Source organism: Natrarchaeobius chitinivorans (genome assembly GCF_003841505.1).
Classification (GTDB): Archaea; Halobacteriota; Halobacteria; order Halobacteriales; family Natrialbaceae; genus Natrarchaeobius; species Natrarchaeobius chitinivorans.
This window is the reverse complement of record NZ_REGA01000011.1, coordinates 61,372-86,263: the sequence shown is the minus strand read 5'-3', so window position 1 is coordinate 86,263 and position 24,892 is coordinate 61,372. Positions and strand designations below refer to the sequence as shown.

The window sequence follows — 24,892 nt, the reverse complement described above, 5'->3', positions numbered from 1 at the left end:
CCGCACACCTCCGTGTGCAAGTGTAACCACTTCCCGGCGACGCGCCGTTCGGTACGGTATGGCCTACCAGTTCGAGTGTTCGAACGGAGGGTGTCAGTTTCTCGTCCGCTCGAGCAGTAGCGAGGAGGTACAGCGACTCGTTCGGGCACACGTCCGGACGGCTCACCGCGGACGGATCGCGCCGGTCGACCTCGAACGGAACATCGATCGCGTCGAACCCGCGTAAGCCACCGGGTCGACCCCGTCTGAGGCCGACACGGCGAACAACTAAGTAGCTACGACAGCGTGGTGAAAGTGATGGCAGACGACCCCGACGGGGGGATGTTGTCGTGGGACGAGTCCGTGTTCCGGAACGAACACGTCTTCGAAATCGACTACGTTCCCGAGACGTTCAAACACCGCGAGAGCCAGACTGAGAGCCTGACGTACGCGCTTCGTCCGGCGGTTCGAGGCTCGCGTCCGCTCAACGTGATGGTTCGCGGTCCCCCCGGTACCGGGAAGACCACGTCCATCCAGAAGCTGTTCGACGAAGTCGGCGCACAGACCAGCGAGATCCGGACGATCCGGGTCAACTGTCAGGTGAACGCGACCCGATACTCGGTGTTCTCGCGACTGTTCGAGGGAACGTTCGATTACGAGCCCCCGTCGTCGGGTATCTCGTTTAAAAAATTGTTCGGCCAGATCGCGGAGAAACTCGTCGAGGAGGATCGGGTGCTGGTCGTCGCTCTCGACGACGTCAACTACCTCTTCTACGAAAACGAGGCCTCAGACACGCTTTACTCGCTGTTGCGCGCTCACGAGGAGCATCCGGGCGCGAAGATTGGCGTCATCGTCGTTTCGTCCGATCCCACCCTGAACGTGATCGACGAACTCGACTCGCGGGTACAGAGCGTCTTCCGGCCCGAGGACGTCTACTTCCCCGTCTACGACGAGCCCGAAATCGTCGACATCCTCGACGAACGAGTGCGGCGTGGGTTTCACGACGACGTCATCGCCCGGGACACCCTCGAGTACGTCGCAGAACTTACCGCCGACAGCGGCGATCTTCGAGTCGGAATCGACCTGTTGCGGCGGGCCGGACTCAACGCCGAGATGCGGGCGAGCCGAACCGTCGAGCGACAGGACGTCGAGGAGGCCTACGAGAAATCGAAGTACATCAACCTCTCGCGGTCGCTCTCGGGGCTCGCCGACACCGAACGGACGCTGCTCGAGGTGATCGCCCACAAGGACGGCGATCAGGCCGGCGACGTCTACGAGACGTTCCACGAGCAGACCGACCTCGGCTACACCCGCTACTCCGAGATCGTCAACAAACTCGACCAACTGGGGCTGATCGACGCCGAGTACACGGAAGTCGACGGCCGCGGCCGCTCGCGCTCGCTGTCGCTGTCCTACGAGAAAGACGCCGTGCTGGATCGGCTCGAGTGAGATAACACAGTTCAGCCCGTCACAGCGGTTCAGGCTGGCAGTCTCTTATACGGAGTATTCGAAGAGCGGTCCCCTCGTGTGGCCGTCGACATCGGAGACGGCCGCGAATCCGTAACCGATGTCTAACGGGTTGCTGTCCGACGGTATCACTCCCGGCCGACCCACTTCAGGACCAGGAGCGTCCCCTCGAACAGGAAGATCATCGTGATCGCGACGAGGATCGGTGCCATCCCGGTCGGATCGAACGCGAACATGAACGACAGCCCCGCGAAGGCCGCCCAGAAGTACAGTCGCTTGTCGGCGAGCCAGCGTCGCGTCGTGACGCCCATCATGATCGCGAGCATGATAAAAAGCGGGATCTGGAAGACGACCGCGAGGAGACCGGTGAGCGTGATGATCATGTCGAACGTTTCGCCGAGCGCGTACGCGATACCCGCACTCCCCTCCGCGTAGAACGTGAAGTACTGGAAGAGAATCGGCAGGACGAGCACGTACGAAAACAGCATTCCGACGCCCGCCAGTATGACGCTCGTGGGCACCGCCGCGAGGTAGTACTTCCGTTCGTTCGGGTACAACCCGGGACGCATGAACAGGTAACACTGGTAGACGAGCATGGGAAGCGCGAGCATGATTCCCAGGAGCGCAGACAGTTTGATCCGGGTCAGCCACAGCTCGAGCGGATGGTAGACGTGTGGCGGCGGAACCTGCTCGATCTCGTAGGGAAAGACGTTGAGCCAGACGTGCTCGATCGTCTGTGATGCCCACAGCAATCCGATCGCCGTACCGGCCGCGCCGACGAGGAAGACGACGGCGAGTCGCAACACCATCTCCTCGATGTGATCCGCCAGCGGCATCTCCTCGTCGTCCGGCGGCGTCGAGATCCCGCCGATGTCGTCGTCGGCAGGATCGGGATACGACGGCTCGGCGGCGTCGGGCTCGTGACCACCTCCGACGACGCCCTCGCCGTCGGTCTCGAGCGGCGGCTCACTGGCCGACGATTCCTGGTCTGTCTCCGCCGGCTCCTGGTCTGTCTCCGCCGGCTCCTGGTCTGTCTCCGCCGGCTCCTGGTCCGCTTCCGACGATTCCAGGTCCGCTTCCGACGATTCCAGGTCCGCTTCCGACGATTCCAGGTCCGCTTCCGACGATTCCAGGTCCGCTTCCGACGACTCCTGGCCGGCGGATGATTCAGGGCCGTCCGATGGCCCGCGCTCGTCCGATACCTCGCTCTCGTCGGGGCTCGTACGCGACGCTTCGGGATCCTCGGGGTTCCCCTCGTCCGCCGGCTCCTCCGACATCTATCGGGATATAGATAGGCCGCCAGTTATAGGCCTTTTTCTTACGAGCACCGATGGAGAGTGACAAGGCGAGCGAACGTCGACTCGTCGGCGGTGCCATCGTCTACTCGAAAGGTTGATAACCGGATGTCAGTTAACCAGAGACAGCAAAATGAGTTCTGCCGTCGGCGAGGATACTATCCAGGCCGTCGCGAGCGGTCGGGAGACCCTCGGCACGCTACTCTCGAGCGCGCAGACCCACCTCCAGAAGGTGTTTATCGTCTTCGTCATCGGATTCATCGGCACCTTCTACGCCCTGCGGATCTGGATCTGGGACTTCCTCGAGGCGACGGCGAAAGCCGAGATGGAACCGTACGTCGCCGATTCGACCGATCTCATCACGAGGACTCCGTTCGAAGTCATCCTGTTACAGGCCAAGATCGGCATCTTCGTAGGGATACTGGTGGCGATTCCCGCCCTGTTGTACCTCTCACGGAACGCGTTACGACGACGAGGGTACGATAGTGCCGTCCCGATCTCCAAGGCCTACCTCGCCAGCTTCGCTGCGAGTTCGCTCGTCCTGTTCTGTGTCGGCGTCGTCTACGCCTACACCATCTTCTTTCCGTACGCCTTCGATTTCCTGGCGTCGAACGCCGTCAGTGCGGGCGTCAAACCCAGCTTCGGTATCACCGAGTTCACCGAGTTCATCGCGCTGTTGACGCTGTCGTTCGGGCTCGCCGCCCAGTTGCCCCTGCTCATGGGCGTACTCGCCTACACCGAGATCGTCCCCTACGAGACGTTCCGGGACAAGTGGCGACACGCCATCGTCGGCGTCACCGTCTTCGGCGCGCTGTTCTCGCCACCGGACCCGCTGACGCTCGTCATGTGGGCGATGCCGATGGTCGCCCTCTACGTCTTCAGCCTCGGGCTGGCGAAAGTCGTCACGAACGTCCGCCGGCGCGGGGCCGCCGAAAGCGACGGCACGGGTGCCGGTCACATCAAGCAGATCGTCGTCCGGTTCGTTGGCGCACTGACGGTCGTCACCGCCGCGACAGCCGCGTTCGTCAATCAGGGCGGATTCGAGTACATGGAGGAGTCGATCTACCCGCTGTTCCCGGAGTACGTCCGGCCACAAGACGGCGGAACCCTCGAGGCGATCGCAATCGAGTACGGCCTCCTCGGCGACGTCGCGGTCGGACTGGCCATCGCCGCCGGCGTCGGGCTCGTCATCCTGTTTGGCTACACCGCCCGGGTGTTGCAGGCCCCGGTCTACCCCCGCGAGGACGACCTCCGGCGCGCGGACGATCCCGACGACGTCGATTTCGAGACGCTCGCGGCCGACGACATCGAGGACGTGCCGACACAGGTCTTTCTCGCCATGGAAGAAGAGGAGGCCCTCGAGTACTCCCGGAAGGCGATGTACGACGACAACCGGCCGAAGGCGCAGGCGATCCTGAACCGGTTCGATACACTCCAGGAGGAAGCTGCAAGCGACGGTGAGACGCCGGGTGACGACGCCTCGGGAGGCGATGGAGCCCCCTCGAGCGCAGGGCCGCAGGCCGACGGCGAAGACGATAGCGTCTTTGCGAGCACCGCAGCCGGCATGCTCGATCCGTTCACCGAAGAGGAGACGACCGAGGACGACATCGGCGGCTACGCCTACGATATCGCCTTCGTCTTCAACAGCCTCACCTCGAAGATGTTCCGCCTCGTCGGGTTGTTCATGATCGTCATGGGCGGGACGTTCTTCTGGCTCTACATGGGCGGACTCGGGCGGGTGCTCGAGACGTTCCTCGCACGGGTCCCGCCGTACGTTCTGGAGGAAGTCGCGCTTCGCAACGGTGTCGACCCCGTCGGGCTGACGTTTCGTGAACTCATCATGGAGATGGACATCGTCATCGCGCTCCACCCGGTCGAGGTGTTGATCTTCGAGGTGAAGGTGAGCGTGCTCGCGGCGATCGTCGCCGTTCTCCCGCTCGTGTTGTACTACGCCTGGCCGGCGATGAAAGAGCGCGGATTGGTCTACGGCGACCGTCGGATATTCATCGTCTGGGGCGGGTCGCTGCTCGGCGGGTTCGCGTTCGGTACGTACCTCGGATTCTTCTGGATCGCGCCGGCGGTCATCTCGTATCTCGTCTCCGATGCGATCACCAACGGAATGGTCGTCTCCTACCGGATCAGTAGCTTCTTCTGGCTCGTCATCTTCACGACCGTCGGCATCGGCTTCCTGTTTAACATCATCGTCACGATGGCACTCTTTCACGTCGGCGGTATCGTCAACTACCGCTCGATGCTCGCCCACTGGCGGCCGGTCGTCGTCGGCGTCTTCGTCGTCGCGGCCGTCGCGAGTCCGAAGGGGATTCTGACGATGCTCCTGTTTGCGATCCCTATCGCGCTAACCTACGTCCTCGGGCTCGCCGTCCTCTACGTGCTCACCGCCGGCGGGCGGCTCTTCGGCGGCAGCGGCGGCGGCCCCAACCTCGAGGACGGGCTCCTCGGTCGGTGACCGGCGGCGACCGTATTCATCTCTACTGAGAGACGTAATTCGGGTAGCAATCGGAGACGGGACGAATTATGCATCCGGCGTTCGAACGCCTGCGTATGCCCAAAATCAGCGTCGAAATTCCCCAGGAACTGCTCGACGACCTCGACGATCACGTCGGCGACGACGGCAAGTTCGTCAACAGAAGCGACGCGATCCGCTCGTCGATCCGCAAGAATCTCGACATCTTAGACGAGATCGACGCGCGCCACGACCGCCTCGAGACCGAGGAGTGATACGGTTTACTGTAAGTCATTGCCGGCGCACCCGCGACCCGGGCGGCGGGTGCACCGGTAAACAGTTACAGTAATCCGTATGAGCCCGAGCGCTCGAGAGCAGGGCGAGTCCGTATCAGTCCCGGTCGATCCGCTGGGCGAAGCCGAAGTTCGGTTTGACGTCCTCGACGCGGACGGTGACGGTTTCTCCCTGCTCAGCTCCCGGGACGAACAGCCGATAGCCGTCGATGGAGGCGATGCCGTCGCCCTCGCCGCCGACGTCGACGATCTCGACCTCGAGTTCGTCGCCCGCGTCGATCGGGGCCGTGATTCGCCCTTTGCCGATCAGGTAGATCTCGGAGGATTCGTCGCGGGTGGCCTTGGGCGTCGTCGCGCGGACGTACTGAAACGCGTCGCCGACGTCGGCCCGGAACTCGTCCACGTCGGGCCCCTCGAAGACCTTCACCACGAAGTCGCCGCCGGTGTCGAGTAGCTCGAGAGCCGTTTCGAACGCCTGTCGAGCGAGGTGGAGCGACCGAGCCTGATCGAGCGAGTACTCGCCGGACATGTTGGGGGCCATGTCGGAGACGACGGCGTCGACGGGACCGCCGGAGGCGTCCGGGCCAGTGGTGTCCCCGTCGACGTCACCGCCCGCGGCCTCGAGGACCCGTTCGCGGGTCCGATCTTCGGTCATGTCGCCGCGGATCGTCTCCACGCGTTCGGCCAGGTCGGGATCCTCGAGGTCTTTGATCCGCTGGAGGTCGACGCCGATGACGTTGCCCTCCGGACCGACTTTCTCGGCCGCGACCTGCAGCCAGCCACCGGGCGCGGCTCCGAGGTCGACGACCGTGTCGCCGCCAGAGATGACGTTCTCGAGGTCGTCGAGCTGTTTGAGCTTGTAGGCCGATCGGGAGCGATAGTCCTCCTGTTTTGCCTTGTTGTAGTAGTGGTCTTTTCGTGTCATGGATACCTCTCCAAATTTGATGATACGTTTCGATTGCGTGTTGCCGACGAAATCGCGTTCATATTTACTGTGACACGGTCGAAGCGGAAAGGCACGTCGGATACAACGTTGACTGTTCGGAGATCAAAGCTGTTTCTCGATAACGTACCCCCACTTTTCGTAGTCGCTGTCCTCGTAGAATTGATGGACATCGTCTTTCGCCAGCGGTGACGCGAGCGCAACGTACTCGCAATCGTTCTCTTTCGCCCACTCCTCGACGAACTTGACAAGTCTCGTACCGTACCCTTCTTTCCTGTGAGAGTCGTCTACGACGATTTCGTCGGCCGTCGCAGTGCCGAGTAATCCGGCAGAGGTGGTCGCGTGTTCGGCGTCGGCGATCTCCCAGTAGCGTCCGCGGTGTGCGACCAGCCCGCGCCGTTCGAGACGCTTGAACGTCGGTCCGACCGGCCGCTTCGATGCGCTTTATGCAACAAACTCAGGAAGTCCGGTTCGTCCGCTTCTCGTGTGGCTACCGCGACTGTGAGTGCTCCAGTCGTGAGCCGTGTTGTCGCTTGCACCCTCCCCTGAGAGGTGGGTTTCCGCTGGCTACGTGTCATCCGGAGTAGTGCACGCTACGACTGACGAAGAATCGGAACTGCCCACCACCGCTCTGATCGTCGCCGGTGACGCCTTCGCCTACTGTCGTTCCCACAGCGTCTCGATGCGCTCCTCGATGCGATCGAGGATGAGACGGGTCACGTCGCGGTGATCGTTCGGCCACTGGGCGTCCTCCGCGTCGGTGCGACCAGCGGCCGGCGGCGGATGGAAGTGATCCCGCGAGTTGTGCGCGTTCGGATGCCGATCCCATCGACACTTCCACGCACCGTCCCGCCGTTCCTCTTGATAGTGGGCGTTGAAGTCGTCGTTTCGATACCAGCGAATCTCGAAGCGAACGGACACCTCACTGGGGTAGTAGTCCCCGGACACTTCGACACGGAGGTGCAGGTTCCCCTCCGTGACGATCTCCGCCGACTCGAACATGCGGCGCCCGACGAATCGTGACTGCATGCGCTCCAACACTGACCGGTCTATCGGCGCAGGGCTCGCACCGTCGTTTGCCGGCACCATGTCAACTGTGCGACGGAGCCGTCGAGCCAGCGGCTTTCCTCCGAGCGCGTTCGTGAAGCCGACGCTCTTCGATAACGGTGGCCCAATCACCGAGTTCCACGTACACGTCGTCGACGCGCTCCGCGTCGAACTCGAGGACATCGACTTTGGCGGGCGAATCGGCGTCATACTCGTCGCGATACTCCTCGATCCGGTCGGTCAGCTCCGATACGCGGGTCTGTAACTCGTCGACGGTGTGCTCCCGCGCCAGTTCGTTCACCCGCCGCCACTCGAAGTAGTCGTCGTTGCGCTCGTACCTGACTGGCCGGCCCTCGTGCCGAATGACGATGCCGAGGTCGGCGTAGAAGGACAGGTGTGTCCGCGACGACTCCTCCGAACAGTCCGCCCGGTCGGCGATCTCGGCAGCCGTCATTGGCTCTCGGGTGTGCAGCACTGCGCCGTACACGCGCTGCTTCGTGTCTTCGTCTTCGAACGGTCTATCGAATGGGGGCGGGCCGTCGCGTCGGTCATCGTCCGTCATACTCGTTGCAACGGGCCTAACACACATATTTCTTTTTTTGGCCAAAATATATTGTCCGATTCCGATCGTTTGCCCTCATCTACGCCATCACGTTCCGATTCCGTTTTACCTCCGCCATCGAGCCTCAGCCGCTATTAACGACTGAACGAACGCGTTCGACGAGTGGGAGCGGACGGCTACGAATTAGTAGGTCAAACAGGCCGGGAGGAGTAGTTGTAGTAGTGGTCTTTTCGTGTCACGTGTCCCTCACCGAGGTTACTGAGATAGGTCGGCCAGACGTCACCGACGAATTCGTGTTCATAGTGTCCGTGAGACGGTCGACTCAGAAAGGCCCGTCGGATAGGTGCCGTCTGGAAAGCCACTCTGGGAAGCGCCCTCGAGGGGAGTCCGGTCTGCTCCATCGTCTCGATCGGTCGCCAGCAGTCTTGCAAAAGCAAACGGCGACGCGCCACCAGTGTCGAGTACAGTCACCCGTTACATCTATAGCGTATCGTAACGTAGTCTATCGTAACGATGAAGACGGTCACTACGCGCCTCCCGGAGGACGATGAAGCGGCACTCGCCGAGATAGAGGAGGAAATGAGTGCCGACCGGTCGGAGGTACTTCGTCGTCTCATCCGCCAGGGACTCGACGACTGGCGCACGGAACGAGCACTCGAGCAGCTTCGGGACCACAGCGTTACGCTGCGAAAAGCGGCGGAGCTTGCGGACGTCTCGTACGTCGAGATGTTAACTCTCGCCTCGGAAGAAGGGATCGACGTAGGGTACACGACTGACGACCTCGAACGCGACCTCGAACGCATCTGATGGTCGTCGTCGATTCCTCCGCGCTAATTCCGCTCGCGTGGATCGGGCGGCTCGATCTCCTCACGACCGCATTCGACGACATCCGAACAACAGTGGAGGTCAGGGAGGAAGTCCTCACTGAGGGCAAACGAGGTACTGCAGTACTCGACGAGTTTCTGGAGGACGTGGCGATTCACGAAACACCAGCCGAAGCCGACGAGGTTGCGTCGATGGAGGGAATCGCAGTGGCCGACGCGTCGGTAATTCTGCTGGCAGAGGCTGGCGAAGAATTACTCGTTGCTAACGACAAAGGACTGATCGAGGTCGCCCGAAGTCACGGTGTCGAATGCTGGTGGGTGACGACGCTGTTACTTCGGTGTACGAAAGACGAGGACGTGACAGCGAACGAAGCAACTGATATCCTGTACGATCTCGTGGACGGAAGAATGAACCTCCACCCAACGGTCTACGCGCGAGTCCAGAAGAAACTCCGAGAGCTGGGGACGTGATGGTGAAAATGCGTCGCTTTCGCCCTCGAGGCGGACGCGGGAAAGCCGGTAATCGAATTCCCGGAACGAGCGGGTGAGTCCCGGAACGAGCGGGTGTTTTCTTTATGCTCTCGAGCGAACGCGTTCGTATGCCGACCGTCCTCGAGACGCACATCCGGAACCGGTTTCGCGTCCAGCCGAACCACGCGAACAACAACAATACGCTTCACGGCGGGAACCTCATGAAGTGGCTCGACGAGGTCAGCGCCATGTCTGCGATGCGTTTTGCGGGTGAGACCTGTGTGACTGCCCGGGTGAACGAACTCGATTTCGAACGTCCGATCGGAATCGGCGATACGGCCCTCGTCGAGGCCTACGTCTACGACGCGGGCCGAACGAGCGTCGACGTCGCGCTTCGGGCGTGGCGCGAGGAACCCCGAACCGGCGAAACCGAAAAGACGACCGAGTCCTCGTTCACCTTCGTTGCGATCGACGAGGACGGAAAACCGCGTTCTGTTCCCGACCTCGCAGTCGACAGCGAGGAGGGCCGGCGACTCCGAGAGCGCGCGCTCGAGAACGGATTCTAACTGAGACGGTTTACTGTACGTCGTTAGCGGAGCGACCGGATGCAGTCCCGCGGTCTCTGGTACACAGGTACAACAATCCGTATGGAACCGAGATGCGGCGACCGCGACCGACTCCGCTCATTCTGACAGGACGTGCACGTAACGGATCAGCGATCGATGAACCTGCCGGTGGAAGGTTTTCTCGAGCGTCCAGCCCGCCTCGTGCGCTTCGCTTGCCCACGATCGGTCGGCGACGACGACCGCACGCGGGGCGACCCGCCGGGCCTCCGCGAGCGCGCCCGAGACGAGATCCTCGAGGCGGTGCGTCGCGATTTTCGACTGGCGACCGTAGGGTGCGTCGAAGACGACGCCGTCGACCGCCCCGTTTGCGAGCGGGAGCCGCGTGGCGTCGGCGCGCGCGACGTGCCACGTGCCGCGATCTGTGCCCACCGGAGATGGTCCGTGCGGCTCGAGGAAGTGATCCAGATTCTCGCGCGCGCCACCGACCATCTTCCGCTGAGCGTCGGTGCCGATCACGTCCGCACCGACGAGGCCGGCCTCGACGAGGACGCCGCCGGTGCCACACATCGGGTCCAGTATCGTCGATCCTGGTCGCGCGCCCGCCACGTTCGCGACGGCGCGTGCGAGCAGTGGATCCATACTCCCCGGCTGAAAGAACGGCTTGTCCGTCGGCGCACGGTCGCCGAAATCGCGGACGCTCTCGACCTCGAGCCAGCCGAGTGCACAGACGGAGACCGTCTCCGTTTCGTCCGCGTCGTCTTCGATGCTCGTCTGGCCCGGCTCCCCTTCGGAAAACACCGCTCGCAGGAGGTGATCCGGTTCCTCGAGGTCGACCGAGAAGCCGCGATCGACGAGCACCTGACCGAGGCGGCGTTCGGCGCGGGCAGTGTCGACGCCGCTCGATCCGTGGACGTCCGTCGCACGGACCGCAACCGTACCGTCTCGATCCCGGTCGATCGGTGCGGCCTCGAGCAGCGCGCGGGCGCTCTCGACGTCCGCGTCGGTTCGGCCCACGAGGTCGCTCGCGCGACGGGTGAACGCCAGTCCGCGAACCCGCTCTGTGGAGATTGCGTGTGCGACGGCGAGTCCAGGGGCGATCGCGCGCACGTCGGACGCGGCGCTTTCCGCCTCGCGAGATGCGAACGCGTCGTCCTCGCCGGCGAACTCGAGGAGGTACACGTTCGTCCGTCGTTCGGGACCGGCCATGAGCCTACCGCTTGTCTCCCGTCGATCGACGGCGTCACTCGAGGGACGATCCTCGAGCGATTCGGTCTCCCGAGGGGACGAAACCTGACCGGCAACCGAGTATCGGTATCGATCGGCCCGGACCCCAACGGTCGATAGAGCGCCGGAGAACCCGTTGTCCGAATTATACCGGACATATCAGGTGGCGGTACTAACCTTTATAAACCTTAAATACGTCTTTTTAAGCGACTTATGACGGACCCGAAGGACACCATCAACATCGAAAACGTGGTGGCGTCGACCGGCATCGGCCAGGAACTCGACCTCCAGAGCGTCGCGATGGACCTGGAGGGGGCTGACTACGACCCCGAGCAGTTCCCCGGCCTCGTGTACCGTACCCAGAACCCCAAATCCGCTGCACTCATCTTCCGCTCCGGGAAGATCGTCTGCACCGGCGCGAAGAGCACCGACGACGTCCACGAGAGTCTGCGCATCGTCTTCGATAAGCTTCGCGAACTCCAGATCCAGGTCAACGAGGACCCCGAGATCGTCGTCCAGAACATCGTCACCTCGGCCGACCTCGGCCGCAACCTCAACCTGAACGCGATCGCGATCGGGCTGGGACTCGAGAACATCGAGTACGAACCCGAGCAGTTCCCCGGCCTCGTCTACCGACTCGACGAACCCGAAGTCGTCGCCTTGCTCTTCGGCTCGGGTAAACTCGTTATCACCGGCGGCAAGAAACCCGAAGACGCCGAACACGCCGTCGACAAGATCGTCTCCCGACTCGAGGACCTCGGTCTGCTCGAGTAAGGTTTCCGATCTCTCCGCTCAGTCACAACAGCTCTCGAGCACCTGCGCTTCCCTCGTCTCCGTTTCCCTCGTCTGCGCTTCCCCCATCCCCGTTTCCCCGCCTATACTTCCCTCGTCTCCGTTTCCCCGTCTACACTTCCCTCGAGTGCCTGCGCTTTGCGTCCGCCCACCCCGCTCGTCTCGCGCCGATTCCCGTCGCGTGCTTCGAAGGGGCTGCGATTCGCCGGGGAACCGTTGACAGCGCTGGAGACCGAACGTCGTGGGAAATGGAGCCGTTGTTTCTCGTCGCTGGAACGGTCCTGCTCGGAATCGTCATCGTGGACATCCTCTGGACGACGCTGTGGGTCGACGGCGGATCGGGGCCGCTTTCCGGTCGGCTGTCGACGGGCGTCTGGCGCGGTCTTCGACGCGCGAGCGGGGACGATTCGCGGGTGCTCAGCCTCGCGGGACCCTCGATCCTCGCGCTCACGCTCGCGATGTGGATCGCGCTCCTCTGGCTCGGCTGGACGCTGTTGTTCGCGGGCGGTTCGCCGGCACTCGTCAGCACTCACACCGGCGACCAGGCGGACTGGACCGGCCGCTTCTACTACGTCGCCTACACGATGTTCACGAACGGAAACGGCGACTACACGCCGACCAGCGGTCGCTGGGAGATCGCCAGCTCGTTCACGACCGCGACCGGAATGGCCTTCGTCACCCTCGGCGTCTCATACGTTCTGTCCGTCCTGAGCGCGGTCTCGCAAAAGCGGTCGTTCGCGAGCACCGTGACCGGACTCGGCGAGCGCAGCGAGGCGTTCGTCGGCACTGGCTGGTCCGGTCGCGGCGACGACGCAGTCGAGGGGTTTCGCGGCCTCGAGCTTCCCCTCGAGTCGCTGTCGTCCCAGCTCTCCTTGCTCGCCGAGCAACACCGATCGTATCCGATCCTGCACTACTACCACAGCGAGGACGGCGCGGACGCCTCAGCGATGGCCGTTCCGATCCTGGACGAGGCGCTGACGGTGTATCGCCACGGGGTGCCGGACGACGAGGGGCCGGACCCGGTGTTGATCGAGGACACCCGCTCGAGCGTGGGAAGCTACCTCGACACCCTCGATGCGGCGTTCATCGAACCCGCCGACGAAACCCCACCCGAGCCCGACCTCGATCGGTTGCGCGAGGACGGCGTTCCCACGGTTTCCGACGAGGAATTCACAGCCGCACTCGAGGAGCTATCGGAACGACGGCGAAGACTGCTGGGGGTCGTCCGAGCTGACGCCTGGAGTTGGCCGCCAGTGGAAAACTAACGTCCGTCTGATCGTCCCTACCCGAAAAGCGGTCGTCCACTCCCGTCGCCTGGTTGTTCGTCACCGTTCGTCGCCTGGTTGTTCGTCACCTCTCGTCGTTGAATCACTCGACCAGACGCTCGATCTCCGTCACTAAAATGTCGCTCGCGCCAGCCTTTTTGACCTCGGTGATCGTCTCGAAGACGTCGCGTTCGTCGACCACGGCGTGGACGGCGACTTTCCCGCCGCCGTTGGCGACGTCCATCACCGTCGGCCCGCCCATGCCGGGGATGACGTCTCGGACCGCCTCGAGCCGATCTTCCGGGACGTTCATCATCAGGTATCGTTTTCCCTCGGCCTGTATGACCGAGGAGAGCGCGGTCCGGACCTCCCTGACTTTCGGCTCTTCGAGGACGTCCTCGCGGCCGAACAGCCGGACGGAACTCGAGAGCACCTCGTCGACGACGGCCAGCCGGTTCATCTTTAGCGTCGTCCCCGTGCTCGTGATGTCGACGATGGCGTCGGCCATCTCGACGTGTGGCGTGAGTTCCGTCGCCCCCGAGACCTCGACGATGTCGGGGGAGACGCCCGTCTCGGCGAAGAAGTCGCGGGTGATGTTCGGGAACTCGGTCGCGACGGTCGCGCCCGCCAGGTCGTCGACCGTCTCGATGTCGCCGTCTTCCGGCGCGGCGAGGACGAGTCGACAGCGGCCGAACTCGAGGTCCAGTAGCTCGGAAACGGTGTCAGCGCGCGCCTCGCGGACCTGGTCGTAGCCCGTAATTCCGAGGTCTGCCGCGCCGTCGGCGACGTACTCCGGAATGTCGGCCGCACGCGCGAACAATACGGAGACGTCCGGGTCGACGGTGTCGGCGTACAGTTTTCGGTCGGCACCGTTCTCGAGGTGGAGCCCCGCCCGCTCGAGAAGGTCGATCGTCGGCTCGTGCAGGCGGCCCTTGTTGGGAACGGCGATTCGCATTTGTCCGGTGTTCGGCGTCGGTGGGCAACTGTCTTTTCATCTCGGCCACTCAAGTCGTCATCTCGGCGACTCGGATCGTTCCGTACCGAGTTCGCACTGTGAGTATTTTTACCGTTTGCCGCCGTTTCAGTGCGCATGTCGATCGAACACGAGGGCCTCGAGGTGTCCTGGCTCGGCTACGCGACGACGCGCATCCAAGCGCCGGACGGCACCGTCGTCTACACCGATCCGGGCCGCTACGGCACTCTCGAGGGGACGTGGTCTCGACAGTACGGCGACGCACCGCATCCGAGCGGCGAAGCCTACGAGGCCCGGGATGGCGACATCGTGGTCGTCACGCACGACCACCACTACGACGACGACGGTATCGAGCGGGTCGCCAGCGAGGACGCGACGGTCGTCGTCTACGAGGCCGTCTCCGCCGATCGCATCGGGGCAAACGGCAGGGACGTCGTCGAACCAGAGTCGCTCCCGTACGACGTTCAGCGGATCGGAGAGGGTGACGAGATGACGATCGACGGCGTGACGGTCAGCGCAGTCCCCGCCTACAACCACCCCGACGGGCCGAACGCACCGGGCGGCGAACCGATCCATCCGGAGGGGTTCGGCTGTGGCTTCGTTCTGACCGTCGACGGCGTTCCCTGCTTCTGGACCGGCGACTCGGACGTCCTCGAGGAACACGCCGACCTCGAGGTGTCGCTGTTCCTGCCCTCGATCGCGTCGAACTTCACGATGGATCGCCACGGGGCCGCGGACCTCGCCGAGCGCCTCGAGCCCGACCTCGTCCTCCCGATCCACTACAACACGTTCCCCGATCTCGAGGCCGACTCGAAAGCGTTCGCGGGAGACGTCGCGAGCCGCGGCGTCCCGGTCGTTCTCGACGAACGGTAGTGACGCACCTTTATACGGCCGAGTAACGATACTCGCTGTATGACGACTCCGTTACAGGTGCCGGGCGGTCCGGAGCTCGTCGTCATCCTGTTCATCTTCCTGATACCCGTGGCCATCATCGCCGGTATCGTCTACCTCCTCCAGCGGGGATCGAACACCGGCGACGAACAGCGGATCGAAGAACTCGAGCGGCAAGTCGAGGAGCTGAAATCGGACGCCGAACCTCGAGAGGAATCGGAACGGACGAACGACGTCGAGCGCGGAAACGACTGATACGGTTTGCTATGACTGATTGCCGGTCGATCGCCCACCGTTCTGCGATCGACCGGTAAAGACTCATAGCAGACCGTCTGAGACGGATTGCTGTACCGGTTTACCGGTGAAACTTCGGGTGAGTCGTAGTTTCACCGGTTATTCCCCCCTATCCGACGAGTCGGTCGCGAACCCAGACGAACGGCCGGAACGGCGCGAAGACGTAGTCGTCGTGGGGATCCCACCCGACGAACGCGAGACTGTTCGAGACGACCGAGACGCTCGAGGCGGCCATCGCGATCCCCGCCAGCGCGGGGTTGAGAAGGCCGATCGACGCGATCGGGAGCAACGTCGCGTTGTAGACGAACGCCCAGAAGAGGTTCTGTCGAACCTTCGAAATCGTGGCGTCTGCGACCCGCATCGCTTTCAGCACGTCGGCCGGATCGTCGCGCATCAGCGTGACGTCGGCGCTCTCGATGGCGACGTCGGTGCCGGAGCCGATTGCGACGCCGACGTGAGCCGAGGTTAACGCGGGCGCGTCGTTGACGCCGTCGCCGACCATGATCGCCCGTTTCCCGCCGTGGGACCGTCGGCCCCACGAGGATCGCGATCCGTCGGATCGCTCACCGGCCGACTGGATCGACTCGATCTCGTCGGCCTTGTCTTCGGGCAGAACCTCCGCGTGGACGTTGTCGGGATCGATCCCGAGTCGCTCGCCGACCGCGCGGCCGGTTCGCTCGTTGTCTCCCGTGAGCATCATCACCTCGAGCCCGCGAGCGTGTAACTCGTCGATCGTCTCTTTCGCGCTCTCGCGGACCGTATCCGCGTTGGCGACGACGCCCAGGAGCTCGCCCTCGAGTGCGACCAGCATCGCCGTCTTGCCCTCGCGCTCGAGTCGCTCCATCGTTCCCTCGACGGGGGAGGGATCGATTCCGTTGTCCGCCATGAGCTTCCGGTTGCCGACGAGGACGTCGCCCGCCGAGATCGTCGCCCGGATGCCGTGCCCCGGAACGTTCTCGAACTCGGTCGGTTCCTCGAGATCGAGGCCGCGTTCTTCTGCGCCCTCGACGATCGCCCGCGCGAGCGGGTGTTCGGAGCCGGATTCAGCGCTCGCAGCAACCGAGAGTAGTCTTCGCGTCGCGCTCTCGAGGTCGCCGTCCTCGTCGACCGGGCGCTCGAGTGCGCCGCCGTCGGTGACCGACGTCGACGAGCCGCCGTCAGCGACCGGCCCGCCGCGTTCCTCCTCGACTGCGTCGTCGACGGGAACGGCGTCGGTCAACCGCATGTCGCCGTGGGTCAGCGTTCCGGTCTTGTCGAAGACGACCACGTCGATGCCCCGAGCCTTCTCGAGGATGTCCGCGCCCTTGTAGAGGACGCCGTTTTTCGCGCTGATCGTCGAGCCGACCATCGTCGCCATCGGCGTCGCAAGCCCCAGCGCGCAGGGACAGGCGATCAGAATCGCCGAGGCGAGAACGACGATCGAGAACTCGAGGACCGGAACGCCCGCGTCGGCGACGGGGACGGCGACCTCGGGACCGCCGCCGACGGGCTCGAGCAGCGGGATCCACGAGCCGAGCGTCGAGGAGACGGCGTACAGTTCGGTCGGGAACGCCGCCCACAGGATCGACCAGACGACGGCGTTGACGATCACCGCGGGGACGAAGTAGGCACTGACCCTGTCGACCAGCCGCTGAACGTCCGGCTGGCGGGCCTGGGCCTCCTTGACGCGCTCGACGATCTGCTGGATCGCCGTCTCCTCCCCGACGTTGGTCGCCTCGACGAGCAACACGCCGTTCTCGTTGATCGTCGACCCGACGACCTCGTCGCCCTCACGCTTTTCGACCGGGACCGACTCGCCGGTCACCATCGACTCGTCGACCGCGCTCTCGCCGTCGACGACGACACCGTCGGTCGGGATCTGTTCGCCCGGCCGAACCTTCATCACGTCGCCCGGTTCGACCGCCTCGAGCGGGACCACGACCTCTTCGGCGCGTCCGTCGTCGTCCGCCCGACCGTCCTCAGCGGTCTCCCACTCGACCAGCGTGGCCTCTTCGGCCTGCATCTCGAGCAGTTCCCGGAGCGCCGCGCTGGCACGGGCTTTCGAGCGGGCCTCGAGCCAGACGCCGAGGTAGATAAACCAGAGGATGAACGCGACGGCCTCGAAGTAGAGCCCCCCCGAGACGACGCCGAGCAGGACGGCCGTACTGTAGATGTAACCCGCACTGGTGCCGACCGAGACGAGGGTGTCCATATTCGCCTGTCGGTTGTTCACCAGCGCTGTGTACGCTCCCTCGAGGAAGTGCCGGCCGAGCGTCGCCATCAGTGCCGTCGCGAAGACGAACTCCACCCAGTCGAACCAGGCCGGCAGGAAGGCCGCGTCGTAGAGCCACTCGGTCACCATCTGTCCCATCACCAGGGCGAACGGGATCGCCAGAAGGCCACCGACGATCACCCACGTTCGCTTCGTCCGAAGTTCGCGTTCGACGGCGCTTTCGCGTTGCTCGGTCAGATCTCCGCCCTCGTCGACGCGCCGGTCGGGTTCGAAGCCGGCGTCCTCGATCGCGTCGTAGATCGCCGGCAAGGACGTCCCGTTGGGATTGAACTCGACGGTCCCCTCCTCGGTCGCGTAGTTGACCGACGCCGAGAGCACCCCCGGAACGTCCTCGACCGCGTCCGCCGTCGTCTCTGCACACGTCGAACACGACATGCCCGCGATTTCGATCGTCGACGTCCGCCGATCGGGTTCGTAGCCGGCACCCTCGATCGCCGCGTAGATCTCGGCGAGTGACACCGTCGCGGGATCGTACTCGAGGGTCGCCTCGTCCGTCGCGGCGTTGACGTCGACGGTCTCGACCCCCTCGAGGTCGGAGACGGCCGTTTCGACCGCTCCGGCACACGTCGCACACGACATCCCCGAGATAGAGACGGTAGATTTCACAGTGTGGTCACCTGTGTACTACTATGGGACTACTCCTTCAAGCGGTTTGTCCTTACGAGAACCGCAGTCTTTCCGACGCGTAGCGAAAGGATCGAAAGTCGGTAAAAGTGCAAACTGTGGAAACCAAAGTGCGCTCGCACGCCGTCCGTCCGCGATCGTTTCCGGGGAGTATCGACGCGAGCGGCGGGGAGCGTCGACGCGAGCGGCGACGATCGGCAACACGAGCGGCGACGGTCGGCGACCCCGACCGGCTACCCTACAACAATCCGTCCTCGGTGGCGAGCAACAGCGCCGACAGCGTCGAGTCGTTCGCCGGCCCTTCGCGGGCGCGCTCGAGCGCTTCCGAAATCGGGACCGTCGTCACCTCGAGGAACTCGTTCGAGTCGAGTTCCCGCCGACCGAGTTCGAGCCCCTCGGCGTAGACGACGCCGCGGTCGTGGCGCAACACGCCGGTCGCGACGGCGTACTCCTGGAGGAGCGCCGTACTCGAGGGACGGAAGCCGGTCTCCTCCTCGAGTTCGCGCGCGGCCGCAGCCGTGTAGGATTCGCCGTCCTCGACGATTCCGGCGGGCAACTCGAGGTGCGTTTCGCGGATCGGCGGCCGGTACTGCTCGACGAAAAGGAGGTGGTCTCCCTCGGTCCTCCCGCCGGCAGCACCGTTGGTATCGTTCCCGCCGCCGGAGTCGTCGCCGCTCTCGAGGGTGTCGACGAGTTCGCCGTCGACGCGGGCGACCACGACGACTGCGGAGGGTAACTCCGCCCAGTAGTAGCGCTTCTCGGTTCCATCGGGTTGCTCGAGCAGGTCGTATCCGCCGTCGTACCAGCCCGTCTCGTACTCGGTGACCTCCTCGAGGAGGGTCCACTCGTCTGCGTCGGTCATACGCGAACGCTGGCGCTCGAGTGGATAAGGAGTGCTGGTTTCGAGTCAACCGCACCTTCGAGAACCGGAACGGCGGCGAAATCCCTCACAAGCGGTCGCGGTACAGTCGACCGAACGCCTGCCGGCGGAGCGTGGCGACCGCTGCGTCCTCTTCGTTCTGGAACGTGGCAGCGACGGCCCCGTTTTCGGGTCCGGCGTGCCAGACCACGTTGTCGACGCGCTCGTGGCCGACTTCCGTCACCTCGCCGTCGTAGGACTCGCGCCACTCGTCGTACTCCTCACGGGAACCGACCGAGACGCGAAGGAGACTCGCAAAGAGTGCATCTCGAGCGGTCTCGACGACCTCGCCGGTGACGCGCTCGTCGTACTCCTCCCGGTCGAACTCCATGACTTTCGCGACCTCGCGGACGACGGTCTGGGCCGCGGGCCCGACCGACTCGTAGGCGTCGCGAGCCTCCGCGACCGACTCGAACTCGAACGTACCAACCGTCTGCATATCGACCCCATCGCCCGTCGAACAGTTACGCGTTTTCGTTCCGCGACGCGTTTTCGTTCCGTCCGTCGCTCTCGTCGTCGTGCATCCGCCGCGTTAGCTCCCGGGCCTCCTCGAGGACGCCGGCGGCTTCACCGGTCAACTCCCCGCGTCCGCTCCCGCGAGTCTGTCTAGCAAGACCGTCCTCGAACCCACCGGGACGACCCGGTTCGTGACCGTGAGCGTGATCCTCTCCTTCGAACGTCGGCGCGTCCGTTTCGGGGGCGTACTCGGCGACGATCTCGCCGAGTTCGTCCGGGCCACACTCCGCCCAGTTGGGCGCACGCTCTTCGAGCCACTCGAGGTGGTCTCGGCGGCCGAGCGAGGCGGTGACCGCGAGGTGGTTCGCGAGGTGTCTGGCGTCGGCCTGTTCGACGTCACAGACCGGACAGGCGTATCCCATACGCTCCCTTGCGACCGGGAGCGGTAAAACGCCACCGCACTCTCGTGGCGGTCGAGACCTCCGCTCGCCCGGAGCATCACTCGAGTTTGTTGAGCATCACGATCGCATCCTCGCCGTCCTCGTAGTACCCGGAGACGCGTCGGAGCGGTTCGAACCCGAACTCCCGATAGAGGCGCTTGGCCCGGTCGTTCGAGCGTCGAACCTCGAGTTTGACCGAATCGGCACCCTGTGCCGTCACGACGGCGATCGCTCGAGTGAGGAGGGCGGATCCGACGCCGACCCCGCGGCGGTCGGGATGGACGGCGATGTCTTTGAGGTGACCGAGTCGGCGTCCGAAGTTCCGGGAGACGTCGGCGATGGCGTACCCGACCACGTCGCCCTCGTACTCGGCGACCAGAAATCCTGGCTCGCCGAGAAACCGCTCGAACGCGTCGAACGGCCAGGGCTGGGAGAACGACGCGTTCTCGATGTGCGTGACCGCGAGGAGATCCGCACGCTCTGCAGGTCGGATCGACACCCCGCCGCCGTTCTCCTCCGAGGCCGGTATCGTCACGTCCCGTGATTGGTCGTCCAACGATAAAAGCGGTCGCGTCGATCGAGGTCACGACCGACACCTCCTCATATTATTCGTCAACCTCTCCTCCGCACATCACTCGTCGACCTCTCGATCCTCCGCACATCACTCGTCGACCCCTCGAGGCGTCTCGTCAAGCCCAAACTGTCTCGATCCGTCTCGTCAAGCTCTCAAACCCTCTCGAGGCGTGCGATCTCCTCGTCCGACCAGTCGTAGTAGTGGGTATCGGTCTGTCGAAGGACTTCGACGCACTCGTTGTACCGTTCTCGAGCGGTATCGACGAGCGGATCGTCCGGGTTCTGTTCGATCCACTCGCGCAACTCCGCGAGCGCCTTCGGCGAGTAGGTGTCCATCCGGTTTTGCTGTTTCAGTATGTCGACTTTGCGCCCCTCCTGGCGCAGGGTCCTGGCGAGCGCCCAGAGCGCGACGCCCCAGAACGCGAGCAGCGTGAACGCGAGCATGCCGAGGACCGCTGGGGTGAGCGCCATCAGTCGTCACCCCCCGTCACGCCGGCCGAATCGGGTTCGCCGTGGCGACCCTCGACGACGGACATGATCGCGTAGCCGACGATCGGGAACAGGACGATTACGAACATGCCGGCGATCATCTCGGGTTCGCCGAAGTTCTCCCAGGCGAAGTAGCCCATGATAAAGAGCATGACCGCAGGAATGACGAACTTGATCACCGGATCCCACCACTTCCCGACGTAGATGCCGGCGTTGCGGTTGACTGCGAGCAATCGGAGCCGTTCGGGGCCGAGGATCCACCCGATAACGCCGATGATAGCGAGGGTCGCAAGCGGCAGTCCCCAGTTCCCGAAGACGAAATCGAGGAAATCGAGGACGTCCGCGGAGTAGGCGCTGGGGAGGCCGAGCAACCAGATGCCGCCACAGATTCCGAGGACCGTCTGCGTGCGGCTCAGCCGGGTCTCCTCGCTGACGGTCGTGACACTCACTTCGGTGATGAGCAGTCCGGAGGTGAACGTCGCGAGGAAAAATCCGAGGAAAAAGACGACCGCGACGATTCCGCCAAGCGGGATCTCGGGGAAGACCTGAACGAGCGAGATAAACGCGAGTCCGGCACCGGCGTCGGGTTCGACGCCGACGGCGAAGACGACCGGGAAGATTGCGAGCGCGGCGAGAATGCCGATACTCGACTCGCCGATCGCCGTGAAGACGCCTCCGCCCAGCGGGACGTCGTCGTACTCCCGCAGGTAACTCCCGACGGTCAGTGCGATTCCCCACCCCAGTCCGGTCGAGAACAGCGCCTGACCGAGCGCGGCGATCCAGGTATCGCTGAAGGTCAGGTACTCCCACTGGATACCGAAGGTGAAGGCGATCCCCTCGCTCGCACCGGGGAGCGTGAGTCCGCGGATCGTCATGATTACGAGTGCGACGACGAGTGCCGGCACAGCGTAGACGACGAGGCGCTCGACCCCGCGACGGATTCCGAGGACGAGGACCGCCGCGATCGCCCCCATGACGATCGTGTGAAGCGCGATCATCAACGGCGGGTTCGCGAAGAAACTCTCCATGAACGTCTCGGCCTCGAACCCCGCTGCCGTGAACGTAAACAACAGCGAGTGGATTGCATAATAAAGCGTCCAGCCGATCAACGGCGAGTAGTACGACATCAACGCGACGTTCACGAGCAAGACGACGATCCCGAATCCGACCATCCCGCCGCGACCGACGACCTCCCTGAACGCCCCGATGACGCCTTTGTTCGTGTACCGGCCCAGCGCGACCTCCGCCATCAATCCCGGGACCGCGAGGAGAAACAGGAGGACGAGAAAGGCGAGGACGAACGCCCCGCCCCCGTTGTTCCCCATCACGTACGGGAACCGCCAGATGTTCCCGGCACCGACCATGGCGCCGATCATCGCCATCAGGAACCCAAAGCGGGTACCCCACTCGGCTCGAGCCGTCTTCGTTGGCACGTCTGCCATCGTCGAATCACTGGCCGATCCACCACTCGCAGGGACCTATATGTTTGGTGCGTGCCAGCACGGAACGTTCAGTTACCGAGATGGTACTCGAGTTCGAGCGGGTGATCGCAACGACCGTGACCGAACAAACAGTCATACGGTTTACTGTAAGTCGTTACCGGAGCGACCGCGGGACTGCGGCCGGTCGCTCCGGTACACAGTTACAGTAATCCGTATCAGCCCCCCTCGACGTCGGGATCAGTACCCGTGGTCACAACCTGGATCATCGCCCGCGGGCACGCTCATACAGACCGTTGTCGGTCAGTACCGATGCGTTGTCGGCCAGTACCGATGCGTTGTCGGTCGGTACGGGTGATCACCGACCCCGTCCGAGTGAATACCGGTAAAACGCGATACCGATGCGTCTTACTCAGCCGGAATCGCGTCGATTTCGAACTCTTCGGTCAGTTCCTTGAGTTCCTCCAGGGCTTCCTGTTCCTCGCGGAGGTTCTCTTCGAGGAGGTCGGCGGCCTCGCTCATGTCGAGCTGATCGGCAAGCGGAATGAGGTTGCCGTACGCGGCGATTTCGTAGTGCTCGGTCTTTTCCGCGGCGGCCATGTTGTGATAGTCGAGAACCGCCTGATCGGGCTCCATCGACGTGAACTCCTCGTACTCCTCGATCATTCCCTCGATTCCTTCACACTCTTCTTTCTCCGGGGGCTCGCCGAACATCTCGAAGACCTCCTCGAGACGCTCGATCTGGTGTTGGGTTTCCTCGCGGTGGTCGGCGAACGCGTTCGCGATCTCCTCGCGTTCGGTGTTCTCCTCGAGGTCTTCCAGTGCTTCCAGAAGCCGGTGTTCCGCGTGATAGATGTCCTCGAGTCCGTGCTCGAACAGATCGTGAATGGTGTCGATGCTCATGATCCGGACTGTCGTTCACCGGCGACTCGAAAAAGCCGAGAGCCTGCGAAAGCAGGTGCACTCACATCGATTCGGACCCCGCGACGAGGTCCGATTCGCTCTCTACAGATCCCCAGTGAGTCGGAAATCCCCGTGTTACTTACCGGCCATATTTTCCGCTAACCGCACACCTCCTGTCGATGGGGCGGACGAGACGGGTAGGTATCGGTTCCGAACAGTCGAGCGATTCGACGAACGTGCTCGGCGAAACCTACAGACGGTGACAACTGATAAGACGGCTACTGGACGAGACGGCGAGCGACCGACGAAACACCTCGGTTGACGGTCCGATTCCCATTTTGAAGCTCTCCGAGCGGCGGTTCGATCGTGTGACGCGTATACCGCCCAAAATCGCACGCAGGCGATACGGTCTGGAACCGGACTGCCGTCAGAGATAGCGGCAGCGATAGCCGTTAAGACAGAGCAGGGGTATTGTTTGCGCCGGAAGAGTGACTTATGAAAATAGAGGGTGAACGGGGGGCAATGACCGATTCGGCCGAGTGTTCACCGAAGACGACCGAGCGGGACGATGAACGCGACGACGCTCACCTCGAGGACCTCGAGGAAGGTGCTGGCTGTACGGAAATCTGGGAGCATCTCGCCGAGAAACGCGAGGAGCGCGACGCGACCAGGTAGCGAGTTTTTTGATACTCTGGCCCTTATCGAAAGCCATGACTGACAACCGGCCCGACGATCGCCCGCGCGGCCGTGACGAACCCGACCGGTCGGTTCCGACGGATCGAGAGTCCCCCGTCGGCGCACCGGTTATTCGCGGAGACGAATCGGTCACCGGGACGCGAGCGCGCCGGGCCGTTCAGTTCGATCCGGACGACCCCGAGAGTCTGGACGAGGCCGCCAAAACCGTCGGCGAGTTTGCGAACGGAGCGACCAACGACGACCACCTGTACATGCTTCGCGGTGCGGCCGCCTGTGCCGCGCTCGTTCGGGGCGAGGGATCGTACAAGGCCGCAGCCGAACGGGCGGGCGACGGTGCGACGGTCTCGTTCATCCGGAAGTGGGCGCGAGTCCACGATCTTCCGCGGTCGGTCCGCAAGCAGGTGGCACTCGGGCAGATCGCGCCGACGGCTGCCAAACACATCGCCCGCGTCGGTGGCGAGGCAAGACTCCTGCTCGCGTGGGCCGCGATCGACGGCGAACTCACCGTTCGCGAGGTCCGAAGCATCGCGAGCACGATCAACGACGGCACCTCGATCCGCCGAGCGCTGGCCGAGTACGGCGTCGAACTCGGTCGACTCGAGGTTTCCCTCTCGCCGACGACCTACCGCGACCTCCGCCGACGGGCGTCTATCGACGGCGTCGATCCCGGTGAGATCGTCACAGAAGCGCTCGAAGCGTACTTTGAGGAAGAGTAGATCGTCTCGAGCGGA

General features: G+C 63.7%; 28 protein-coding genes. 13 read left to right on the top strand and 15 right to left on the bottom strand.

From position 1 onward, the window contains the following. Window positions 1-58: 58 nt before the first annotated feature. Both EA473_RS13055 and EA473_RS13050 read left to right on the top strand, forming a co-directional pair. Window positions 59-226, top strand: a complete 168-nt coding sequence (locus EA473_RS13055; RefSeq protein WP_124196096.1) for a DUF1059 domain-containing protein — start codon at window positions 59-61, stop codon at window positions 224-226. A gap of 71 nt (window positions 227-297) precedes the next feature. Next, window positions 298-1,428 carry an ORC1-type DNA replication protein gene (locus EA473_RS13050; protein WP_124196095.1) on the top strand — a complete coding sequence of 377 codons (1,131 nt, stop codon included), beginning with the start codon at window positions 298-300 and terminating at the stop codon, window positions 1,426-1,428. Window positions 1,429-1,574: 146 nt separating this feature from the next. Here EA473_RS13050 and EA473_RS13045 read toward each other — a convergent pair whose 3' ends face one another. Beyond that, window positions 1,575-2,723: a twin-arginine translocase subunit TatC gene (locus EA473_RS13045; protein ID WP_243645255.1), complete on the bottom strand. Its 1,149-nt coding sequence runs from the start codon at window positions 2,721-2,723 to the stop codon at window positions 1,575-1,577. Between the two features lie 151 nt (window positions 2,724-2,874). Between EA473_RS13045 and EA473_RS13040 the strand changes: the two genes are divergently transcribed. Together EA473_RS13040 and EA473_RS13035 are read left to right on the top strand one after the other, a co-directional pair. Beyond that, on the top strand, window positions 2,875-5,208 hold the full coding sequence (locus EA473_RS13040; RefSeq protein ID WP_124196094.1) for a twin-arginine translocase subunit TatC: 2,334 nt from the start codon (window positions 2,875-2,877) through the stop codon (window positions 5,206-5,208). 95 nt (window positions 5,209-5,303) lie between these two features. Beyond that, entirely contained in the window at window positions 5,304-5,480 is a 177-nt protein-coding gene (locus EA473_RS13035) for a CopG family transcriptional regulator (protein ID WP_124196093.1), read from the top strand. 115 nt (window positions 5,481-5,595) lie between these two features. Here EA473_RS13035 and EA473_RS13030 read toward each other — a convergent pair whose 3' ends face one another. From EA473_RS13030 to EA473_RS13015, 4 genes are all read right to left on the bottom strand, one after another. Further along, complete coding sequence (locus EA473_RS13030; RefSeq protein ID WP_124196092.1) at window positions 5,596-6,423, bottom strand: 23S rRNA (uridine(2552)-2'-O)-methyltransferase; 828 nt, start codon at window positions 6,421-6,423, stop codon at window positions 5,596-5,598. Between the two features lie 123 nt (window positions 6,424-6,546). Continuing rightward, window positions 6,547-6,801, bottom strand: a complete 255-nt coding sequence (locus EA473_RS13025; protein ID WP_279387664.1) for a GNAT family N-acetyltransferase — start codon at window positions 6,799-6,801, stop codon at window positions 6,547-6,549. Window positions 6,802-7,098: 297 nt separating this feature from the next. Then, complete coding sequence (locus EA473_RS13020) at window positions 7,099-7,443, bottom strand: hypothetical protein (protein WP_207890181.1); 345 nt, start codon at window positions 7,441-7,443, stop codon at window positions 7,099-7,101. 88 nt (window positions 7,444-7,531) lie between these two features. Further along, the gene (locus EA473_RS13015) at window positions 7,532-8,050 is read right to left on the bottom strand and encodes a DUF7342 family protein (protein WP_124196090.1); all 519 of its coding nucleotides are present in this window, start codon (window positions 8,048-8,050) and stop codon (window positions 7,532-7,534) included. A gap of 513 nt (window positions 8,051-8,563) precedes the next feature. On the opposite strand from EA473_RS13015, the gene EA473_RS13010 reads away from it, so the two are divergent. The 3 genes from EA473_RS13010 to EA473_RS13000 all read left to right on the top strand — a co-directional run bounded on the left by EA473_RS13010 (window position 8,564) and on the right by EA473_RS13000 (window position 9,911). Continuing rightward, window positions 8,564-8,857: a UPF0175 family protein gene (locus EA473_RS13010; RefSeq protein ID WP_124196089.1), complete on the top strand. Its 294-nt coding sequence runs from the start codon at window positions 8,564-8,566 to the stop codon at window positions 8,855-8,857. Next, complete coding sequence (locus tag EA473_RS13005) at window positions 8,857-9,345, top strand: hypothetical protein (RefSeq protein ID WP_124196088.1); 489 nt, start codon at window positions 8,857-8,859, stop codon at window positions 9,343-9,345. The genes EA473_RS13010 and EA473_RS13005 overlap by 1 nt, the downstream gene beginning before the upstream one ends. Window positions 9,346-9,473: 128 nt before the next feature. Next, on the top strand, window positions 9,474-9,911 hold the full coding sequence (locus EA473_RS13000; RefSeq protein WP_124196163.1) for an acyl-CoA thioesterase: 438 nt from the start codon (window positions 9,474-9,476) through the stop codon (window positions 9,909-9,911). Between the two features lie 117 nt (window positions 9,912-10,028). Here the strand turns inward: EA473_RS13000 and EA473_RS12995 are convergent, their stop codons facing one another. Further along, the gene (locus tag EA473_RS12995; protein ID WP_124196162.1) at window positions 10,029-11,090 is read right to left on the bottom strand and encodes a methyltransferase domain-containing protein; all 1,062 of its coding nucleotides are present in this window, start codon (window positions 11,088-11,090) and stop codon (window positions 10,029-10,031) included. Between the two features lie 258 nt (window positions 11,091-11,348). Between EA473_RS12995 and EA473_RS12990 the strand changes: the two genes are divergently transcribed. Further along, entirely contained in the window at window positions 11,349-11,909 is a 561-nt protein-coding gene (locus EA473_RS12990) for a TATA-box-binding protein (RefSeq protein ID WP_006671604.1), read from the top strand. 266 nt (window positions 11,910-12,175) lie between these two features. Next, a complete protein-coding gene (locus EA473_RS12985) occupies window positions 12,176-13,192 on the top strand; it encodes an ion channel (RefSeq protein WP_124196087.1) in 1,017 nt (338 codons plus the stop codon). A gap of 103 nt (window positions 13,193-13,295) precedes the next feature. On the opposite strand, the gene hisG is transcribed toward EA473_RS12985, so the two are convergent. Continuing rightward, window positions 13,296-14,147: an ATP phosphoribosyltransferase gene (gene hisG, locus EA473_RS12980; RefSeq protein ID WP_124196086.1), complete on the bottom strand. Its 852-nt coding sequence runs from the start codon at window positions 14,145-14,147 to the stop codon at window positions 13,296-13,298. 135 nt (window positions 14,148-14,282) lie between these two features. On the opposite strand from hisG, the gene EA473_RS12975 reads away from it, so the two are divergent. Together EA473_RS12975 and EA473_RS12970 are read left to right on the top strand one after the other, a co-directional pair. Next, entirely contained in the window at window positions 14,283-15,038 is a 756-nt protein-coding gene (locus tag EA473_RS12975; RefSeq protein ID WP_124196085.1) for an MBL fold metallo-hydrolase, read from the top strand. Window positions 15,039-15,077: 39 nt separating this feature from the next. Beyond that, on the top strand, window positions 15,078-15,311 hold the full coding sequence (locus tag EA473_RS12970) for a preprotein translocase subunit TatA (RefSeq protein ID WP_124196084.1): 234 nt from the start codon (window positions 15,078-15,080) through the stop codon (window positions 15,309-15,311). Between the two features lie 148 nt (window positions 15,312-15,459). Here EA473_RS12970 and EA473_RS12965 read toward each other — a convergent pair whose 3' ends face one another. The 8 genes from EA473_RS12965 to EA473_RS12930 all read right to left on the bottom strand — a co-directional run bounded on the left by EA473_RS12965 (window position 15,460) and on the right by EA473_RS12930 (window position 23,465). Next, window positions 15,460-18,201 carry a heavy metal translocating P-type ATPase gene (locus EA473_RS12965; protein ID WP_124196161.1) on the bottom strand — a complete coding sequence of 914 codons (2,742 nt, stop codon included), beginning with the start codon at window positions 18,199-18,201 and terminating at the stop codon, window positions 15,460-15,462. Between the two features lie 283 nt (window positions 18,202-18,484). After that, complete coding sequence (locus tag EA473_RS12960; protein ID WP_124196083.1) at window positions 18,485-19,108, bottom strand: NUDIX hydrolase; 624 nt, start codon at window positions 19,106-19,108, stop codon at window positions 18,485-18,487. A gap of 85 nt (window positions 19,109-19,193) precedes the next feature. Beyond that, entirely contained in the window at window positions 19,194-19,604 is a 411-nt protein-coding gene (locus EA473_RS12955; protein WP_124196082.1) for a DUF5809 family protein, read from the bottom strand. A 25-nt stretch (window positions 19,605-19,629) separates the two neighbouring features. Then, on the bottom strand, window positions 19,630-20,043 hold the full coding sequence (locus tag EA473_RS12950; RefSeq protein WP_124196081.1) for a DUF5810 domain-containing protein: 414 nt from the start codon (window positions 20,041-20,043) through the stop codon (window positions 19,630-19,632). Between the two features lie 76 nt (window positions 20,044-20,119). After that, window positions 20,120-20,596: a ribosomal protein S18-alanine N-acetyltransferase gene (gene rimI / locus EA473_RS12945; protein WP_124196080.1), complete on the bottom strand. Its 477-nt coding sequence runs from the start codon at window positions 20,594-20,596 to the stop codon at window positions 20,120-20,122. Between the two features lie 191 nt (window positions 20,597-20,787). Further along, window positions 20,788-21,105, bottom strand: a complete 318-nt coding sequence (locus EA473_RS12940; protein WP_124196079.1) for a hypothetical protein — start codon at window positions 21,103-21,105, stop codon at window positions 20,788-20,790. Beyond that, complete coding sequence (locus EA473_RS12935) at window positions 21,105-22,565, bottom strand: sodium-dependent transporter (RefSeq protein WP_124196078.1); 1,461 nt, start codon at window positions 22,563-22,565, stop codon at window positions 21,105-21,107. The genes EA473_RS12940 and EA473_RS12935 overlap by 1 nt, the downstream gene beginning before the upstream one ends. A gap of 405 nt (window positions 22,566-22,970) precedes the next feature. Beyond that, complete coding sequence (locus EA473_RS12930) at window positions 22,971-23,465, bottom strand: DUF892 family protein (protein WP_124196077.1); 495 nt, start codon at window positions 23,463-23,465, stop codon at window positions 22,971-22,973. A gap of 522 nt (window positions 23,466-23,987) precedes the next feature. Between EA473_RS12930 and EA473_RS22315 the strand changes: the two genes are divergently transcribed. After that, window positions 23,988-24,140, top strand: a complete 153-nt coding sequence (locus EA473_RS22315) for a hypothetical protein (protein WP_165875285.1) — start codon at window positions 23,988-23,990, stop codon at window positions 24,138-24,140. A 35-nt stretch (window positions 24,141-24,175) separates the two neighbouring features. After that, a complete protein-coding gene (locus EA473_RS12925) occupies window positions 24,176-24,877 on the top strand; it encodes a DUF7119 family protein (protein WP_124196076.1) in 702 nt (233 codons plus the stop codon). Window positions 24,878-24,892 lie beyond the last annotated feature (15 nt).